This window comes from uncultured Sphingomonas sp., from assembly GCF_913776855.1.
In the GTDB taxonomy this organism is placed as follows: domain Bacteria; phylum Pseudomonadota; class Alphaproteobacteria; order Sphingomonadales; family Sphingomonadaceae; genus Sphingomonas.
Map to the genome: position 1 here is coordinate 39,928 of NZ_CAJYQD010000035.1, position 19,574 is coordinate 59,501.

Annotated in this window: 15 protein-coding genes; 9 read left to right on the forward strand and 6 right to left on the reverse strand. The window is 65.1% G+C overall.

Annotated features, from left to right (window positions below; translation table 11 throughout):
- Positions 1-31 precede the first annotated feature (31 nt).
- From carB to carA, 3 genes are all read right to left on the reverse strand, one after another.
- A complete protein-coding gene (carB, locus tag QZ755_RS11025) occupies positions 32-3,364 on the reverse strand; it encodes a carbamoyl-phosphate synthase large subunit (RefSeq protein WP_294322749.1) in 3,333 nt (1,110 codons plus the stop codon).
- Positions 3,364-3,855 carry a hypothetical protein gene (locus QZ755_RS11030; RefSeq protein ID WP_294322750.1) on the reverse strand — a complete coding sequence of 164 codons (492 nt, stop codon included), beginning with the start codon at positions 3,853-3,855 and terminating at the stop codon, positions 3,364-3,366. The genes carB and QZ755_RS11030 overlap by 1 nt, the downstream gene beginning before the upstream one ends.
- A 110-nt stretch (positions 3,856-3,965) precedes the next feature.
- Positions 3,966-5,153: a glutamine-hydrolyzing carbamoyl-phosphate synthase small subunit gene (gene carA, locus QZ755_RS11035; RefSeq protein ID WP_294322751.1), complete on the reverse strand. Its 1,188-nt coding sequence runs from the start codon at positions 5,151-5,153 to the stop codon at positions 3,966-3,968.
- Between the two features lie 145 nt (positions 5,154-5,298).
- Between carA and QZ755_RS11040 the strand changes: the two genes are divergently transcribed.
- The 8 genes from QZ755_RS11040 (at position 5,299) to QZ755_RS11075 (ending at position 14,770) form a co-directional block, all read left to right on the forward strand.
- Positions 5,299-5,751, forward strand: coding sequence for a GatB/YqeY domain-containing protein (locus tag QZ755_RS11040; protein WP_294322753.1), 453 nt, complete (start codon positions 5,299-5,301; stop codon positions 5,749-5,751).
- A gap of 39 nt (positions 5,752-5,790) precedes the next feature.
- A complete protein-coding gene (gene dnaG, locus QZ755_RS11045; protein ID WP_294322754.1) occupies positions 5,791-7,596 on the forward strand; it encodes a DNA primase in 1,806 nt (601 codons plus the stop codon).
- Between the two features lie 168 nt (positions 7,597-7,764).
- Positions 7,765-9,807, forward strand: coding sequence for an RNA polymerase sigma factor RpoD (gene rpoD / locus QZ755_RS11050; protein WP_294322756.1), 2,043 nt, complete (start codon positions 7,765-7,767; stop codon positions 9,805-9,807).
- 174 nt (positions 9,808-9,981) lie between these two features.
- Entirely contained in the window at positions 9,982-10,632 is a 651-nt protein-coding gene (locus QZ755_RS11055) for a hypothetical protein (RefSeq protein ID WP_294322758.1), read from the forward strand.
- A 48-nt stretch (positions 10,633-10,680) separates the two neighbouring features.
- Positions 10,681-11,526 carry a MoxR family ATPase gene (locus QZ755_RS11060; RefSeq protein WP_294322780.1) on the forward strand — a complete coding sequence of 282 codons (846 nt, stop codon included), beginning with the start codon at positions 10,681-10,683 and terminating at the stop codon, positions 11,524-11,526.
- A gap of 103 nt (positions 11,527-11,629) precedes the next feature.
- The gene (locus tag QZ755_RS11065; protein WP_294322759.1) at positions 11,630-12,172 is read left to right on the forward strand and encodes a CHAP domain-containing protein; all 543 of its coding nucleotides are present in this window, start codon (positions 11,630-11,632) and stop codon (positions 12,170-12,172) included.
- A 54-nt stretch (positions 12,173-12,226) separates the two neighbouring features.
- Positions 12,227-13,582 carry a hypothetical protein gene (locus tag QZ755_RS11070; RefSeq protein WP_294322761.1) on the forward strand — a complete coding sequence of 452 codons (1,356 nt, stop codon included), beginning with the start codon at positions 12,227-12,229 and terminating at the stop codon, positions 13,580-13,582.
- A 9-nt stretch (positions 13,583-13,591) separates the two neighbouring features.
- Complete coding sequence (locus tag QZ755_RS11075; RefSeq protein WP_294322763.1) at positions 13,592-14,770, forward strand: VWA domain-containing protein; 1,179 nt, start codon at positions 13,592-13,594, stop codon at positions 14,768-14,770.
- On the opposite strand, the gene QZ755_RS11080 is transcribed toward QZ755_RS11075, so the two are convergent.
- Positions 14,771-15,061 (reverse strand): Hpt domain-containing protein, encoded by a 291-nt coding sequence (locus QZ755_RS11080; protein ID WP_294322764.1) that lies wholly within the window; start codon positions 15,059-15,061, stop codon positions 14,771-14,773.
- Positions 15,062-15,141: 80 nt separating this feature from the next.
- Here QZ755_RS11080 and QZ755_RS11085 point away from each other — a divergent pair, with 80 nt between their 5' ends.
- A complete protein-coding gene (locus QZ755_RS11085) occupies positions 15,142-17,427 on the forward strand; it encodes a hypothetical protein (RefSeq protein ID WP_294322766.1) in 2,286 nt (761 codons plus the stop codon).
- Between the two features lie 188 nt (positions 17,428-17,615).
- Here QZ755_RS11085 and QZ755_RS11090 read toward each other — a convergent pair whose 3' ends face one another.
- Together QZ755_RS11090 and QZ755_RS11095 are read right to left on the reverse strand one after the other, a co-directional pair.
- Positions 17,616-17,876 (reverse strand): DUF1467 family protein, encoded by a 261-nt coding sequence (locus QZ755_RS11090; RefSeq protein WP_294322768.1) that lies wholly within the window; start codon positions 17,874-17,876, stop codon positions 17,616-17,618.
- Positions 17,877-17,881: 5 nt separating this feature from the next.
- On the reverse strand, positions 17,882-19,522 hold the full coding sequence (locus QZ755_RS11095) for a ribonuclease J (protein ID WP_294322770.1): 1,641 nt from the start codon (positions 19,520-19,522) through the stop codon (positions 17,882-17,884).
- Positions 19,523-19,574: the final 52 nt, after the last annotated feature.

Sequence of the window (19,574 nt, forward strand, 5' to 3'; positions counted from 1 at the left end):
CCGTCCGCGCGCAACTTTTCGCTGATGGGGATCAGTTGTGCGATTGCGAATAATAGGACTGGAGCGGCCGCACTTCAAGGGACCGGGCACCCAGCGCCTGAATGGCCTGCGCCACCGCGACGCTGGCCGGGGCCGTGGTGAAATACGGCACCTTCTGCGACTGCGCCGATGCGCGGATCGATTCCGAATCCTTCAGCGACTGCCACCCTTCGGTCGTGTTGAAGATCATCGCGATATCACCGTCGAAAATCTTGTCGACGATATGCGGGCGTCCCTGTGCGACCTTGTTCACCCGTTCGACTGGCACGCCGTTTTCGGAGAGGTAATCGGCGGTGCCGCTGGTCGCGACGATCCGGAAACCCAGTTCGATCAGCAGCTGCACGCCCGGCAGGATCACCGGCTTGTCGCCATGCTTGACCGACACGAACACCGTGCCGCCCTTAGGCAGGACGATGCTGGCCCCCATCTGCGCCTTCGCGAACGCAGTAGCGAAATCGCTATCGATTCCCATCACTTCGCCAGTCGACTTCATTTCCGGCGACAACACCGGATCGACGCCGGGGAAGCGACCCCACGGGAACACCGCTTCCTTGACCGCGACATGATCGATGTCGCGATCGATCGTCGGCAGGTCGGCCAGCTTCTCACCCGCCATCACCCGCGCCGCGATCTTGGCGACCGGCGTGCCGATTGCCTTTGCGACGAACGGCACCGTGCGGCTGGCGCGCGGATTGACCTCGATCAGATAGACCTTGCCGTCCTTGACCGCGAACTGGATGTTCATCAGCCCCTTGACGTTCAACGCCTTGGCAAGCGCCACCGTCTGCCGCTCGATCTCGGCGATGACCTCCGCCGACAGCGAATAGGGCGGCATCGAACAGGCGCTGTCGCCCGAATGGACGCCGGCCTCCTCGATATGCTGCAGCACGCCGGCCACGACCACATCGTCGCCGTCCGCAATCGCATCGACATCGACCTCGATCGCGTCGCGCAGATACTGGTCAATCAGCACCGGGCTGTCGCCCGACACCTGCACCGCGGTCTGGATATAATCGTCGAGTTGCTGGAGCGAGTCGACGATCTCCATCGCCCGCCCGCCCAGCACATAGCTGGGGCGCATCAGCACCGGATAGCCGATCCGCTCGGCGATCACCGCCGCCTCGTCACGGCTGCGCGCCAGGCCGTTGGCCGGCTGGAGCAGGCCCAGCGACTTGACCAGATCGGCGAAGCGCTCGCGATCCTCGGCAAGGTCGATCGAATCAGGCGTCGTGCCCAGGATCGGGATGCCGGCGGCTTCCAGTGCGCGCGCAAGGTTCAGCGGCGTCTGCCCGCCGAACTGCACGATCACCCCGACCAGTTCGCCCTTCGACGCCTCAACGTGCAGGATCTCCAGCACGTCCTCGGCGGTCAACGGTTCGAAATACAGCCGGTCCGACGTGTCGTAATCGGTGCTGACCGTTTCCGGATTGCAGTTGACCATGATGGTTTCATAGCCGGCGTCCGCCAGCGCGAAGCATGCGTGGCAGCAGCAATAGTCGAACTCGATCCCCTGCCCGATCCGGTTCGGACCACCGCCGAGAATTACGATCTTCTTGGCGTCCGACGGCTGGCTCTCGTCCTCCGGCTCACCAAAAGTCGGCGCTTCGTAGGTCGAATACATGTACGGGGTCTTCGCCTCAAACTCGGCGGCGCAGGTGTCGATGCGCTTGAAGACCGGCCGCACGCCCAGCTTGTGGCGATGCGCGCGCACTTCGTCCTCGGTCACACCACCGGTCATCATCTTGACGACCTCGTGGATCAGGCCCGAGCCGCGCTGGATACCGCGTTCCATGCCGCGCAGATTGGCGGACTGCAGCGCCAGCCAGGCGAGACGCTTGTCCGAAAAGCCCATGGATTTGAGGCGACGCATCCCCGCAGCGTCCTGCGGCAGCCCGTTGGTGCAGACTTCGGTCTCGGCCGCGACGATTTCCGCCATGCGTTCGAGGAACCACGGATCGTACTTTGCGATGGCGTGGACTTCGGCGACGGTGAAGCCCTCGCGCAGTGCCTGTGCCGCGACGAGCAGCCGGTCGGGGGTCGCGACGGCCAGCGCCGCCTCGATCTCCGCACGCGGCGCGCCGACCAGCCGTTCGACGCTGTTGAAGCCGGACAGCCCGGTTTCGAGGCCCCGCAGCGCCTTCTGCATCGATTCATGGATGTTGCGGCCGATCGCCATGACCTCGCCGACCGACTTCATCGCGGTCGACAGCACCGCCTGCGACCCCTTGAACTTTTCGAAGGCGAAGCGCGGAATCTTGGTGACGACATAATCGATCGTCGGTTCGAACGACGCCGGCGTCGCGCCGGTGATGTCGTTGGTTATCTCGTCCAGCGTATAGCCGACCGCCAGCTTTGCAGCGACCTTCGCGATCGGAAAGCCGGTCGCCTTAGACGCCAGCGCCGACGACCGCGACACGCGCGGGTTCATCTCGATCACGATCAGGCGGCCGTCCTTCGGGTTGACCGCGAACTGTACGTTCGAACCCCCTGTTTCGACACCGATTTCCCGGAGCACCGCGATCGATGCGTTGCGCATGATCTGATATTCCTTGTCGGTCAGCGTCAGCGCCGGCGCGACGGTGATCGAGTCCCCGGTATGGACGCCCATCGGGTCGATATTCTCGATCGAACACACGATGATGGCATTGTCGGCGCGGTCGCGCACGACTTCCATCTCATATTCCTTCCAGCCGAGCAGCGATTCCTCGATCAGCACCTCGGTGGTCGGCGACGCGTCGAGGCCTTCGCGGACGATCTTCAGAAACTCGTCGCGGTTGTAAGCGACGCCGCCGCCGGTCCCGCCCAGCGTGAAGGACGGGCGGATGATCGCCGGCAGCCCGACATGCTCCAGCCCGGCCAGCGCCTCCGCCTCGCTGTGCGCGATATGGCTGCGCGCGGATTCGAGGCCGATCTTGTCCATCGCGACCTTGAACTTCTGACGGTCCTCGGCCTTGTCGATCGCCTCGGCATCGGCACCGATCATCGTCACGCCGAACTTTTCGAGCGTGCCGTCATTCGCCAGCGCCAGCGCGGTGTTCAGCGCCGTCTGCCCGCCCATCGTCGGCAGCACCGCATCGGGGCGCTCCTTCTCGATGATCTTGGCGACGATCGCCGGGGTGATCGGCTCGACATAGGTCGCGTCGGCCAGTTCCGGGTCGGTCATGATCGTCGCGGGGTTGGAGTTGACGAGGACGATGCGATAGTCCTCCTCCTTCAACGCCTTGATCGCCTGCACGCCCGAATAATCGAACTCGCAAGCCTGGCCGATGACGATCGGCCCTGCGCCGATGACGAGGATGGACGAAATGTCGGTGCGTTTTGGCATTACAAGGCATCCAGATCGATAGAAAATTTAGATTTTACGAACGCCTTTATGGCATCTGTAAGCAAAGCGGCAGCAACTGCTTTGGACGTACTTTTGAGAAAGTACCCTGCATCCGATATAGCTAGCAGCACTCCAACTTTTAGCTGCAGGATACGGAAGCTTCCAGCGTTCCAAATCTTATTTGCTGCTTCCAGTTGAGCAATAACGCGAGATCGATCCGCCGGGTCTAGCTCTGCATCATTCGCGCCTCTGACGTCATCCAGAAGTTCCGCGATACCTCGCGAAATATCTACGGCGTCGGCGGAATTATGATCGAACGTAACGAACCGGTCTGATGCGACTGCCAGATCCCTGCCTTCCTGCAGTAGCTCGAATCCATCAGCCCCGAGAGAAAAATAAAATTCCCCGTCTTCTTCCAAACGATCAAAGATGCTACCGTCATCGATGGATAAATTCATAACACGAGAAGCAAACGCCTTCTTGACACTCAAGCCGCTGCGGTCGACTATACTTTGCACGTCAAACCACTCGTATTCGTCTGACTCAACGAGTAAACGATATACTCCTCGGGCTAAAGCAAGCTGAGCGTTCTCGTAGTTTATCACTTCATCATGCCTACGAACCGCTCGAACAGGTAGAAGCTGTCCTGCGGTCCCGGCGACGCCTCTGGGTGGTACTGCACGCTGAACGCGCGGCCGCCGTCCGTTTCGATGCCGGCGTTCGAGCCATCGAACAGCGACACATGCGTTTCCCGCACCCCCGCCGGCAGGCTGTCGCGTTCGACCGCGAAGCCGTGGTTCATGCTGGTGATCTCTACCGCACCATCGGACAGACGCTTGACCGGATGGTTCGCGCCGCGATGGCCCTGATGCATCTTGGTCGTCTTCGCGCCGAGCGCTAGGCCGAGCAGCTGATGGCCCAGACAGATGCCGAACAGCGGCTTGCCCGTGTCGAGCAGCTGGCGGATCACCGGCACGGCATAATCGCCGGTCGCGGCGGGGTCGCCCGGACCGTTCGACAGGAAGATGCCGTCCGGGTTTGCCGCCATGACCTCTTCATAGGTCGCGGTGGCGGGCAGCACGGTGACTTCGGCACCGGCGTGAACAAGGTTGCGGAAAATATTGCGCTTGCTGCCATAATCGATCGCGACGACATGCGGGCGGCGGGCATCGGCGGCCGGCTCCGCGCTGCCGGGCGCAGTGCTGTCGTCATAGCCCTTGCCCAGATGCCACGCCCCGCCGGCCCAGCCATAATGGGTTTCGCACGACACGGTCTTTGCGAGGTCCATGCCCTCCAGCCCCGGCCAAGCCTGTGCCTGTGCCAGCAATGCGGGAATGTCGAATTCGCCGCTCGCCGAATGGGCGATGACGCCGTTCGGGGCGCCGCCCTGCCGGATGCGGCGGGTCAGCGCGCGGGTGTCGATGCCGGCGAGGCCGATGCGGTTGTGCCGTGCCATCCAGGCATCGAGATGCTCGTTGGAGCGGAAGTTCGACGGCGCGGTGACATCCTCGCGCACGATCATGCCCAGCGCGTGCGGGTCGTTCGCCTCGACATCGTCGACGTTGGTGCCGACATTGCCGATGTGCGGGAAGGTGAAGGTGATGACCTGCCCGGCGAAGGACGGATCGGTCATGATCTCCTGATAGCCGGTCATCGCGGTGTGGAAGCATACCTCGCCGACCGCTCCGCCCTCGGCTCCGAAGCCACGGCCCCACAGCACGTCGCCATTGGCAAGGACGAGGACCCCGGTGGCTCCTTCAGGCATGGCGAATGGCTTGGCGTCGGCCATGATGGGCGGGCACTCCTGGGTAAATCTGATGATGTCGCTAAGCGGTGGCGGCTAGTCCCAACCCCGGCCCCCGTCAATCCTGTGATCGTATGATGATTGCGGCTAAGGGTGATCGCTTATCCAAACGAACGACATCGGAACCGCCATGATTCGCGACACCATCAAGGACGCGCTCGTCACCGCCATGAAGGGCGGGGACAAGGAAACGACCGCCACGATCCGCCTGATCCAGTCGGCGATCAAGAACCGCGATATCGAGGCGCGCACCGGCAAGGCGCCCGGCAGCGACGATGCGCTGGTCGTCGAAGTGCTGCAGAAAATGGTGAAGCAGCGCCGCGAATCGATCGACATGTACGAGAAGGGCAACCGCCCGGAACTGGCCGCCGCCGAAGCGCGCGAAGTCGGTGTCATCGAACGTTTCCTGCCAGCCCAGATGGACGATGCGCAGACGGCGGCGGCGATCGAAGCGATCAAGGCCGACCTGAATGCTGCCGGCATGAAGGACATGGGCCGCGTCATGGCGGAGCTTAAGTCGCGCCACGGCAGCGAGTTGGATATGAGCAAGGCCAGCGCGGCGGTGAAGGCTGCGCTGAGTTAAGCCATTGCCGTACCCGTTCCGTTCGGGGCATATGGACCCATGACCCTTTCGCCCCAGTTCCTCGACGAGTTGCGCACCCGCACGACGCTGTCGGCGCTGGTCGGCAAGTCGGTGAAGCTCCAGCGCTCGGGCAACGAGTTCAAGGCCTGCTGTCCGTTCCATACCGAGAAGACGCCGAGCTTCTGGGTCAATGACGACAAGGGCTTCTACCACTGTTTCGGCTGCGGTGCGCATGGGGATGCGATCCGCTGGATGACCGACCAGCGCGGCCTGCCCTTTATCGATGCGGTGAAGGAACTTGTCGCGGCGGCGGGCATGGAGATGCCGGCGCAGGATGCGCGATCGGCACGTCAGGCGGAACGGGCCAAGGGCTTGCACGAGCTGATGGCCGATGCGCAGGTCTGGTTCGCCGACCGGCTGGGCGACGAGGGCGGCATCGCCCGCGAGGCGCTGGCCAAGCGCGGCATCAAGCCGGAAACCGCCCGCGCGTTCGGCATGGGCTTTGCTCCCGATGCGCGCGGTCGATTGAAGGCGGCATTGGCGTCCTATGGCGATCCGATGCTGGTCGAATCGGGGATGCTAATCTCGGTCGAGGGCAAGGAGCCGTACGACCGGTTCCGCGGACGGCTGATGATCCCGATCCGCGATGCGCGCGGGCGGACGATCGCGTTCGGCGGCCGCATCCTCGGCGATGGCGAGCCGAAATATCTGAACTCGCCGGAAACCCCGCTCTTCGACAAGGGGCGCACGCTCTACAATATCGACCGGGCACAGGCCGCCGCGCGCAAGGCCAAGCGCGTGATCGCGGTCGAGGGCTATATGGACGTCATCGCGCTGGCACAGGCTGGCTTCGATGAGGTCGTGGCGCCGCTCGGCACCGCGCTGACCGAGCATCAGCTGGAACGGCTGTGGCGGATGGCCGACGTGCCGATCCTGTGCTTCGATGGCGATGCGGCGGGGATCAAGGCGGCCAGGCGGGCGGCCGAACGTGCGCTGCCGCTGCTACAACCGGGCAAGAGCATCGCGATCGTCACCATTCCCGACGGCATGGACCCCGACGATCTGGTCCGGGCGGAGGGCAGCCAAGCGTTCGAGGATTTGCTGGCGCGCCGCGAATCGCTGTCGGATTTCCTGTGGCGGCTGGAACTGGCGACGCTTCCTCCCGGCGCCGGCCCCGACGAGCGCGCGGCGTTCGAGCATGAACTGGCGCGTCTGGCCGGGACGATCGGGCACGAGGGTATTCGCCGTGAATATTTCCGGACCTTCAAGGACCAGTTCTTCGCGCTGTTCGGGGCGAAAGACCGCCGCCTGCGCATCGTCGCCAACGACATGGCAGCAGCGGCCGAGGTCAAGGAAGTCGATCTAGTCTTCGCGTTCCAGCGCGCAGTGCTTGCCGGGCTGATGCAGCACGTGAACGTACTTACGCAGCATTGCGAATTGATTGCGCAGCTTCCGATCGTGAACGGCGTCCTGCGGCGATGGCGCGACCATTTGATTGACCTAGCCATTTATCGCAGCGACCTCTCCAGCGATCTGCTGCACGAAGCGGTCACGAATGACCGACAAGTCGTGGAACAGGCACGTCGTGACAAACAAACCGATCTCGCGTTCAGCTTCTGGCTGCGTGGTGTCGATCCGACGGTAGCCGAAACCGACCTCTTGCGGGTGATCCAGATCCTGGTCGACGAACAGGCGTGCCGCCGGGCGGAGAATGCGGCGGCCGAACGCTGTCGTCAGGATACGACCGAGCGGACCTTCGCCGATTATCAGCAGGCACGGTCGGACCATGCCGCCGTGCAGGCACGCATTCGCAGCTGGATGGAGGAACTGGACGAGGCGGCTTGATCCCCCCGCCCTCGCCTCCCATATCGCCGTCGTACAATTGCCTCGAATCTACCTCCGAACCGCCCGATTGCACGCTCTTGGCTTGCAAAACGCGCGGTGACGGACAAAGACGGCGGGTAAAATAGCGCCAGTGCGGTTGCGCTGCGTGAACTTTCTTGAGGGTTATTGATGGCCAAGGCGAATGGTGGCGGCGACGACACGATCGATACCGGCGACGCGCCGCTGATCGACCTGAACGAAGGGTCGATCAAGAAGCTGGTCGCCCGCGCCAAGAAGCGCGGCTACATCACCGTCGACCAGCTGAACGAAATGCTGCCGCAGGATCAGATGACCTCGGAGCAGATCGAGGACATCATGTCGGCGCTGAACGACATGGGCGTCAACGTCGTCGAGAATGAGGACGCGGGCGAGGACGGCGAGGGCGAGGAACGCGCCAAGCAGGACGAGGACGGCGACGACGAAGCGTCGGCCGATCAGGACGATGCGTCCGCCGCGTTCGAACCGGTCAAGAAGAAGGAAACCGTCGACCGGACCGACGATCCGGTGCGGATGTACCTGCGCGAAATGGGCGCGGTCGAACTGCTGAGCCGCGAGGGCGAGATCGCCATCGCCAAGCGGATCGAGGCCGGTCGCGACACGATGATCTTCGGCCTGTGCGAGTCTCCGATCACGTTCAACGCGATCATCGGCTGGTCGACCGCGCTGAACGAAGGCACGATGCAGCTGCGCGAAATCCTCGATCTCGACGCGATGCTGTCGAAGGACCCGGCACCGGAATCGCTGTCGGACGACGAGGACGGCGACGACAATGGCGAGATTTCCGCCAAGAACGCCGGCCCGACCTTCAAGGACGAGGAGGAGCCCGAGGAAGCGTCGGCCGATGAGGATGAGGAAGGCGGCGAGCGTCGTGCCCCCCGTCCGAGCGACGATGAGGACGAGGACAACACCCTCAGCCTCGCGCAGATGGAAGAACAGCTGAAGCCGCAGGCGTTGGAGAAGTTCGCCAACATCACCGCGATCTTCAAGAAATTCTCCAAGATGCAGTCGCAGCGCCTGGACGCGATGGCCGCGGGCGATGGCCTGAGCGCCGCCGAGGAGCGCAAGTACCAGAAGCTGCGCGAAGAGCTGACCGCCGAGGTTGAGAGCGTCCAGTTCCACCAGGCGAAGATCGAGTATCTGGTCGATCAGCTCTATGCCTATAACCGCCGGCTGACGGCGCTTGGCGGGCAGATGCTGCGCCTCGCCGAGCGTCACAAGGTACCGCGCAAGGCGTTCCTCGACAGCTATGTCGATCACGAGCTGGACGAGCAGTGGCTGACCTCGGTCGCGACGATCGACAAGAAGTGGAAGGCGTTCGTCGAGAACGAAGGCGCCGCCGTCGATCGCATCCGCAGCGAAATCGCCGAGATCGCGCAGCAGACCGGCATGGCGCTGAGCGAATTCCGCCGCATCGTCAACATGGTGCAGAAGGGCGAGCGCGAGGCGCGCATCGCCAAGAAGGAGATGGTCGAGGCGAACCTGCGCCTCGTCATCTCGATCGCCAAGAAATACACCAATCGCGGCCTGCAGTTCCTCGACCTGATCCAGGAGGGGAATATCGGGCTCATGAAGGCGGTCGATAAGTTCGAATATCGTCGCGGCTACAAGTTCAGCACCTATGCGACGTGGTGGATACGTCAGGCGATCACCCGTTCGATCGCGGATCAGGCGCGGACGATCCGCATCCCGGTTCACATGATCGAAACGATCAACAAGCTGGTCCGCACCAGCCGCCAGTTCCTGCACGAACAGGGCCGTGAACCGACGCCGGAGGAGATGGCCGAACGGCTGTCGATGCCGCTGGAAAAGGTTCGCAAGGTGATGAAAATCGCCAAGGAGCCGATCAGCCTCGAGACGCCGATCGGCGACGAGGAGGATTCGCATCTGGGCGACTTCATCGAGGACAAGAACGCGATCATCCCGGTCGATGCCGCGATCCAGGCGAACCTGAAGGAAACGGTCACCCGCGTCCTGGCCAGCCTGACCCCGCGCGAGGAACGCGTGCTGCGGATGCGCTTCGGCATCGGCATGAACACCGATCACACGCTGGAGGAAGTTGGTCAGCAGTTCAGCGTGACCCGCGAACGCATCCGTCAGATCGAGGCCAAGGCATTGCGAAAGCTCAAGCATCCCAGCCGCAGCCGCAAGATGCGCTCGTTCCTCGACCAGTAAGACTTCCGCCCCGGCCCTACCAAAGCGCCGGGGCGGTTCGTTTCGGGACGGTTTCGACCCGCGTCGCGCGAAGGACACAGCGGTTAAAAACCCGGCAACCTTGTTCCTACGCGCTTGGGTTATCTATTGCCGTCATACCCGTCGTGACGAAGTGACGGGAGCCGGCGGTTGATAGTGGCGATTGCAAACAGGGACGGTTGCGACACGGCGGAGCGTCTGTCGCGGATCGTCCTTGCCGATGGCAGTGCCGGGCATGGGGCGCCCGACCGGCTGTCGCATGGCGACGCCCTGCTGCGCGACGTCGCGGATGCCCTGCACCAGCTCTGCTCGCTCCACGGACGGCATCCGGGAGTCGTCGACCATGCGGCGCGTTCCGACCTCCATCCGTCTGCCACCGCATGGCTGGAACAGGCCGCAGCGGCCTTTGCCGACGAACGCGCCTATCTGATCCGCGTGTCGGCTGCGGTCGGTCCGCCGCCCGGCACCCCCGGACAGGCGGCGGCAGAGGCGGCGCTGGCGGCGCAACGCCACGCGATCGACCTGCTCGCGCGATCGGTGCGTCCCGGTTGTGCGCTTGGTGCGGCGATCGCCGTCACGCTCGACTGGCCCGCGATCCGCCGCCCGCTGGACGCGACCGCGATCCGGCTGGGATTGGAAGCCGTTCCGAACGCCCTGCCCTCGACCGCGCAGACGCTGCGCCTGATCGATACCGTGGCTGCCGAAGCGCCGATCGAGCGCGCGATGACGTTCGGCCTGCAACAGTTGCTGGCGCAGCATCGCGGGTTGTGGGACCTGCTGGACGCGCGGGCGGGAAGCCGCGTCTAGCGCCGGGCGGCCTGCTCGCCTATCGTCCCGGCCATGACGACACCACCGATGCGCTTCGAGGGAACCGACGGCTATGTCGCGACCGACGATCTGAAGGTCGCGGTCAATGCGGCTGTGACGCTGCGCCGTCCGCTCCTGGTGAAGGGGGAGCCTGGTACCGGAAAGACCGTGCTGGCGCAGGAGATCGCGCGGGCGGTCGGCGCGCCGCTGATCGAATGGAACGTGAAATCGACGACCCGCGCGCAGCAGGGGCTGTACGAATATGACGCGGTGGCGCGGCTGCGCGACGGGCAGCTTGGCGATCCGCGCGTCCACGACATCGCCAATTATATCCGGCGGGGAAAATTGTGGGAGGCGTTCACCAGCCCCACCCTGCCGGTGCTGCTGATCGATGAGGTGGACAAGGCCGACATCGAATTTCCGAACGACCTGCTCCACGAACTCGATCGCATGGCGTTCGACGTCTACGAAACCGGGGAACGGGTGACCGCACGCGAGCGGCCGATCGTCGTCATCACCTCGAACAATGAAAAGGAACTGCCCGACGCGTTCCTGCGCCGCTGCTTCTTCCACTATATCCGCTTCCCCGACCGCGCGACGATGCAGGCGATCCTCGACGTGCATTTTCCGGGTATCCAGACCCTGCTGGTCAACCGTGCGCTCGACCTGTTCTTTGCGGTACGCGAAACGCCGGGCCTGAAGAAAAAGCCATCGACCAGCGAGCTGATCGACTGGCTGAAGCTGCTGCTCCACGACGACATGCCGCTGGAGGTACTGGCATCGCACGATCCGGCAAAGGCGATCCCGCCGCTGCACGGCGCGCTGCTGAAGAACGAAGCCGATGTGATGCTGTTCGAACGGCTCGCCTTCCTCCACCGCCGCAAGGGCGGCTGACCACGACAGGACGTTTTGCGGGAGCGGCGGACGGTGGCGGCAGGATTTCGTTAACCATGATCGCCAACCGGTTGGCGACCACCCTGGCCGCACTATCGGCCGCATGTTCGGTTCACTCTTCCGGGGCGTCCTGCTGCTCCTCTTCGCCGGCACCGCCAGCTTCCCGCTCGGCGCGCGCTCGCTGCTCGATTATGTCGGACAGTGTGTGCCGTTCGCCCGTGCCGCGTCGGGCGTCGAAATCTACGGAGATGCGTGGACATGGTGGGATCAGGCGCAGGGCCGCTATCCACGCGGGCATACGCCGCGCGTCGGTGCCGTCCTGACCTTTGCCAAGACGTCCCGGCTCCCGCTGGGACATGTGCTGGTCATCAGCCGGGTGGTCGAACCGCGCGTGGCGATGGTGACCCATGCCAACTGGTCGCGGATCAACGGCGTGCGCGGCGCGGTGGAACAGGATGTGACGGTGTTCGACGTCTCGCCCAAGGGCGACTGGACGCGGGTGAAGGTGTGGTATCGCGACTCGCAGGGGCTGGGCAGTTCGGAATATCCGACCCATGGCTTCATCTATGGCCCCCACCCCGCGACCGAACTCAGCAGCGCCGCACCGGACTATGTCGGATCGCTGATCGATGCCTATGGCCGCTGAGGGCGTGACGATCACCGGACGTCTAGCGTAAGACCCGCATCCATGGGGACGGGCATGGGCCGGGGGCATTGGATCGCAATCGCCGGCATCGCGCTGGCCGGGCTCCTGCTTCGCTGTCTCGCGGCGCGTGGCGGACTGTGGCTCGACGAGGCATGGTCGGCAATCTTTGCACAGGAAGTGGCGACGCCCGCCGGTGTGCTGTTGCAGATCAACCATGACAACAATCACCACCTGAACACCCTCTGGCTGCAACTGGTCGGCCCGGCGGCACCGCCAATGCTCCAACGCGCATTGTCGATCGTCAGCGGTACGGCAACCATCATCGTCGCGGCGCAGATCGCCGGCCTCCGCGGCCCGGTACCGGCGATCCTCGCGGCAGTCGCCTTTTGCCTCGCACCGTTCCTGCTGACCTATGGCGCGGAAGCGCGCGGCTATGCGCCGATGCTATTCGCGTGGGTCTGCGCGATCGGGGTGATCGACCGCTGGCTGGCCGATCCGGTGCAGGCGAAACCGGCGACCGGCGTAGCGATCGCGGCACTGGTCGGATGCCTTGCCCAGGCGACGATGATGTTCGGGCTTGCGATGCTCGCGCTGTGGGTCACGGTGGAGCGGGTGCGGCGTGCGGGTTGGCGACGGGGGCTGATTGATACCGTCGCGCTGTTCGCACCGGCGGGAGTGGTGACGCTTGCACTTATAACAAGCGCCTGGGCTGCAGCCGCGACCGGCGGCACAGGGTTTCACCTCGGCAACCGCGAGCCGCACGATTGGGGCAAGTGGCTGGACGCGATGGGGCAACTGATCGACGGCACGGTCGGTTCGGTCGTCGTCCTGCTTCTCCTCGGCTATCTGGTTCGGAACGTTCGCGAGCGCATGGTGACGCTGGCGGCGATCGCCTGCGTGCTGCCGTTGCTGGTGGCGATAGTGGCGCTCCCGAACAGCGGTGCCGCGCGCTATTATGTCGTCATCCTGCCGCCGCTGTTGCTGCTGGCGGCAATTGCCCTGTCATCCGCTGCCCGGCAGCCGGTCGGACGCTGGCTGGCGGCGGCGATAGGGCTGGCCTTTCTCGCGAATACCGCATGGGCGGATGGGGCATTGCTCCGTAACCTGCGCGGTGATCCGGGGCGGGCGGTGGCGACATTGGCCCACACTGCGCCACATGGTGCCGCCGTTTCACTCGATTATGCCCGGTCGAGCGCGATCCTGATCGCCGCAGCGCGGTCGCAGCACTATCCGATCACCTTGGCCAGCACCCCCTGCCCGCCCGCGCGGTTCCACTTCGTCGAGCGCGACGGTGACGCCGCCTTCCCGACAATTCCGAACTGGTGCGGCCGGCCCTATCGGGAGGTTGCACGCGGCGATCCGAGCGGGCTGTCAGGTACGCACTGGCGCCTGTACGCCGCGATGCGGTAGCGTGAAGCGATGTTCCACACGTTCGTCGAAGCCCTGCGCCGGGCCGGCCTGTCGGTCGGTATCCGCGAGCATCTCGTCCTGATCGATGCGATGCAGCGCGGCGTCATCGAACCGACGCTCGACGCCTTCTATCACCTCGCCCGAGCGACCTTTGTAAAGGACGAGGCACTGGTCGACCGCTTCGATCGCGTCTTTGGCGAAGTGTTCGGCGGCATCGTCGCCCCCGCCGGCGTCGATCCGGTCGCCCTCCCCGCCGACTGGCTGCGCGCAGTGGCCGAACGCTATCTGACGCCAGAACAGATGGCGGCGATCGACGCGACCGGCGACTGGGACACGCCGATGGAGACGCTGCGCCAGCGGTTGGCGGAGCAGGACGAGGCGCATCACGGCGGGTCGAAATGGATCGGCACCGGCGGCACCAGTCCGTTCGGCCATGGCGGCTACAACCCCGAAGGCATCCGCATCGGCGGTGACAGCCGGCACGGGCGCGCGGTAAAAGTCTGGGAACAGCGCGAATTTCGCAATCTCGATCAGGATCGCGAGTTGGGGACGCGCAACCTGAAGGTCGCGCTACGTCGCCTGCGCCGGTTCGCACGCGAAGGAACCGCCGATGAACTCGATCTCGACGCGACGATCGTCGATACCGCGCGACGCGGCTGGCTGGACGTCGCGATGCGACCGGCGCGGCGCAATGCGGTGAAGCTGCTGCTGTTCCTCGATGTCGGCGGATCGATGGACCCGTTCATCGAACGGGTGGAGGAGCTGTTCTCGGCCGCCACCGCAGAGTTCCGGCACCTCGAATTCTTCTATTTCCACAACTGCATCTACGAAGGGGTGTGGCGCGACAACCGCCGACGCTTTGCCGAACGGTTATCGACCGCTGATCTGCTGCGGACCTATGGTACAGACTGTCGGCTGGTGGTGGTCGGCGATGCCGCGATGAGCCCGTACGAGATCGTGCATCCCGGCGGGTCGGTCGAACATCACAACGAAGAGGCTGGTGCCGTCTGGCTGCAACGGCTGACCGCGCACTGGCGATCGGCGGCGTGGATCAATCCCGCCCCGCAGGCGCATTGGGACTGGACCCAGTCAACCCGCCTGATCCGCGACCTGTTCGCCGACCGGATGTATCCGTTGACCCTCGACGGGCTGGAGGCGGCGATGCGTGAACTGTCGCGCTGCCGATGATCAGAAGCGATCGACCGCGCGGTGCAGCCGGCGCAACGTCGCCTGGTCGCCGACCGGGGCCGACGCCGCCTCCGCCGCCAGCGTCATCAACCGGACCGCACCGAAACTCGCAGCTAGGCCCTTCAACCGGAATGCCGCCCCGGCCCATTGCTCTTCGGTCGCGGTTTCCATCGTGGCCAGCACGCGCCGGGCGCTGTCGATGAACGCGCCGCGCAGCTCCGCGATCAGCAGTGGCTCATCGCCCACCGCCGCCGCCAGCGTCGCATCGATCGCACCGGGATCATAAGCCATGGAATCGGGATAGCGCGAACGGGGTTAACCGATCGTTACCCGGCTGTCGCTGCCCATCCGATCGTGTTAGACCCCGGCGCATGAACGGGGGTTCGATCACCGGGCTGCATCAGCATCGCCACGACGCCGACGACGAGTTCACGGCGCCCGACGCCATGGCCGACGATACGCAACACTGGCTGGCGGAGGCGTTTCCCGAAGCGGAACCGATCCGCCGCAACTGGATCGGCCCCGCCGTTGCCGCCACCGCCAGCATCGCGTGGATCGGCGGAATGCTGGCGTGGAGCGCCCCCTCGCTTCCCGCGCTAGGCCCCGTCGGCATCACGTCGTTCGTCGCCGCCTTGTGCGTGCCGCCGATGTTGCTCGGCATCGCCTGGCTGCTCCTGCGCCGGAACAGCCGCAGCGAGGCGCGCCGCTTCGCCGCTACCGCACAGTCGATGCGCGCCGAAGCGTTCGCGCTGGAACAGGTACTGGAGTCGGTTCGCCGGACGCTGGCCGAATCGCGGGCCGAAGTGGTCGATCAGAGCGCGGCACTGATGATGCTCGGCGATGCCGCCACCGACCGGCTGCGCGGGATCAGCGCCGATATGCGTCAACAGATCGCGGCGATCGGCGAAACCACCGCGACGCTCGACCGGATGAGCCTGACCACCGAACAACGGCTGTCGACGGTCCTCGCCACCCTGCCGCGCGCCCATGCCGAAACGGCAGAGTTGGCCACGTTGCTCGACGCGACCGGCCTGACCGCCAGCGAACGGGTCGCGGCGCTGGACGCGCAGCTGGCGGGCGTCGCGCAACGATCGCGCGAGGCCGACGAACTGGCCGGTGGCGCCGCGCAGCGTCTGGCGGCGCATATGAACCGGATGGAGGCGACCAGCGAGAGTGCCGGCGCCCGGCTGGAAAGTGTCATCGCCACCATGTCGGGCGCGATCGACGCGGTACTCGACCGCGCCGCCGCCGCCATCGATGAATCGCGGAAGGCGATCACGGCGCAGGGTGACGCGACCATCGCGATGATCGAGGCGAACGGCTCGGCGATCGAACGTGCCGGTCGCGAGGGTGCGGAACTGCTCGCCACCCGCGTCGCGCAGATCGACGGGTCGATCCGCGGCCTTGCCGGGCAGCTGGACGACCGCCGCCGCGACAGCGAGGCGCTGCTGACGCTGCTGAATGACGGCTTGTCCGGGGTCGATGACCGGTTCGACCGGCTGCGCACCACCGGGGTCGAACGGGCACAGGCGGTGGCCGGCTCGGTCGGTGCGCTGACCCAGGTTGCCGACGCGCTGGCCGAGGCGCTGGCCAATGGCGACGACACCGCCCGCCGGGTGATCGCCACCGCCGAGGAAGTGCTGACCGCACTCGATTCGGCTGCGCGCGAGATGGACGAGACGCTGCCGGGCGCACTCGATCGGCTCGACGCCCGCATCGCCGACAGCCGGGCGGTCGTCGCCCGGTCGAAGCCCGAATTGCTGGCATTGGTCACTGCCGCCGAAAGCACCCATGACGCGATCGAGGCGATTGCCGGTGTGGTGGCGATGCAGCGCGACACGCTGTCGACCGTACAGCAGTCGCTGCTCGACACGCTGGATCGCGGCGCGGAGCGGATCGAGGGTGTGCGGACCATCGTCGATGGCACCATCGCCACTACCGTCCGGTTCGCGGAGGACGCTGCCCCACGCCTATCCGAGGCGATGCTGCGCATCCGGGACACCGCAGAGGCAGCGAGCCAGCAGGCGCGGGACACGCTGTCCAAGGTACTGCCCGATGTCGCCCGCGATCTGGAGACACAGGGTGCCCGTGCGCTCGCCAATGCCGTTGACAATGCGGTGACGTCGCAGGTGGCCGAACTGTCGACCATCGCGAACCACGCCGTTGCCTCCGCGATCGAGGCATCGGAGCGGCTGTCGCGCCAGATGCTCGACATCGCCGATACCAGCAAACAGCTCGACGACCGCATCGCCGCCGCCCGTGCCGAACGGGAGGAAGCGGACAGCGACCAGTTCTCGCGCCGTGTCTCCCTGCTGATCGAAGCGATGAACTCCGCCGCGATCGATATTGCCCGGTCGTTGTCGACCGACGTGTCGGATACCGCGTGGGCCGCCTATCTCAAGGGCGACCGCGGCGTCTTCACCCGTCGCGCCGTCCGGCTGATCGACGGCGCACAGGCCCGCGACATCGCGCTGCTATACGATCAGGACGACGGCTTCCGCGATCAGGTGAACCGTTACATCCATGATTTCGAAGCGATGCTGCGGCATATCCTGACGCTGCGCGACGGGTCGCCGATGGGGGTCACGCTGTTGTCTTCGGACATGGGCAAGCTGTACGTCGTGCTGGCGCAGGCGATCGAACGGTTGCGCAGCTAATCCTCTGCCTAAGCGCGCTCGCCAACCGTTCGGTTCGAGCAGCTTCGAGCCTGTCGAGAAGCGCCCGTCGAGAACCCGGTGGCTTGGGCCACCGCTTCCCCGCCTAAGGTTTTAGCCAAGCTCCAAGGGAACGGGGCGAAGGTTTCGATAAGCGATTGCGGAAGCAGCGCAACGCACCGCGTCCGACCTTACCGATAGAAATCGAGCATGTCCGCCGTCACCCACCCGAACTCGAAGTTCAGATAGAACAGCACGAACAGCAAGGTCGCGACGATCGTCGTCCGCCATGCCATCCGGCCGAAGCTGAACCCGGCCGGCGCGCTGTCGGCCTGTCCCGGTACCGGGGGTTCGCCCGCTTCATGCGTCGTGCGAACCCCGAACGGCAGGACCAGGAACATGGCGAATACCCAGAACAGCAGGTAGATCGCCAGCGCCGACTGCCACGCCATTGGCGTCAGGCCGGAATGATGAGGACGTCGACCACCGGCTTCTTGCCGGTCCAGCGGGTCGCCACGCGGCGCACCGCAAGGCGGATCGCCTCGGGCAGCTTGCCGCGTTCGCGCCCCTTCGACGCGACCGCCTCTGCCGCCGCATCGACCGCTTCCTCGAGGAAAGGTTCGCGATCTTCCTCGACCGGGACGCCCTGCACGCGGATCTGCGGCTCGCCGATCAACTGCCCGCGCCGGTCGACCGCAACCGCGACCGACATATGGCCATAGGCGGCCAGCTTGCGCCGTTCGTTGATCGTCGTGCCATCGGCCGGCAGGATCACGTCGCCGTCCAGCGCAAGCCGTCCGACAACGGCGTTGCCGACCTTGACCGGATTACCCGGCGCCAGTCGCACGATGTCACCATTGGTCTGGACCAGCGTCTGCTTGATCCCCCGCGACAGGCCGAACCGGGCATGTTCCATCAGGTGCCGCATCTCGCCATGGACGGGCATCAGTACCTTCGGGCGCAGCCAGCCATAGAGCTTGGCCAGTTCCGGTCGACCCGGATGGCCCGACACATGGACGTGCGCCTGCCGGTCGGTGATCATCTCGATGCCGGCTGCCGCCAGCTGGTTCTGGATGCGGCCGATCGCGACTTCGTTGCCCGGGATCTGCTTCGACGAGAAGATGACCCGATCGCCGGCCTCGAGGCTCAGCTGATGTTCGCGGTTGGCGATACGGGCCAGTGCCGCACGCTGCTCGCCCTGTCCGCCGGTTGCGATGATGAGCACCTGCTCGCGCGGCAGGCGCATTGCGGTGTCGAAATCGACGGTCTGCGGGAAATCCTTGAGATATCCCGTCGCCTTGGCGACCTTCAGGATGCGGTCGAGCGAGCGGCCCGCGACGCATACCTTGCGGTTCGTATCGCGCGCCACCTCGCCCAGCGTGTGCAGCCGTGCGGCGTTCGATGCGAAGCTGGTCACCATCACCCGCCGCCCTTTGGCCGACGCGATCTGTTCGAACAGCCCCTGGCGCACGTCCGCCTCGGAACCCGATGCTTCGGTGTTGAAGACGTTGGTCGAATCGCACACGAGCGCCAGGATGCCGTCGTCACCGATTGCCGTAAGTTCCGCAGGCGTCGCCGGGGTAGCGACCATCGGATTCGGATCGAGCTTCCAGTCGCCCGAGTGGAACACATTGCCGTGCGGCGTCGAGATGACGAGCGAGGTGGATTCGGGGATCGAATGCGCCATCGGCACGAACTTCACCCCGAACGGGCCGACATTCACGTCGCCGCCCAGCTGCACGATCTTCAGCTTCACGCGGTCGGCAATGCCTTCCTCGTCCAGCTTGCCGCGGATCAGCCCGGCGGTGAACGGCGTCGCATAGATCGGCACGCCGAGATCCGCGGCCAGATACGGCAGCGCGCCGATATGGTCTTCATGGCCATGCGTGATGACGATGCCCAAAAGCTGGTCGCCGCGTTCCTCGATGAATTGCAGGTCGGGCAGCATCACGTCGATGCCCGGATAGGCCGGGTCGGCAAAGGTCACGCCGCAATCGACCATCAGCCATTTGCCGGCGGTGCCGTACAGGTTGACGTTCATGCCGATTTCGCCCGATCCGCCGAGCGCGACGAAGAGCAGTTCTTTCTTTGGTGTCACTCAATTTCTTTCAATGCCCGCGCCCATTCGCGGGTTCGGTTTGCTTCGTTAC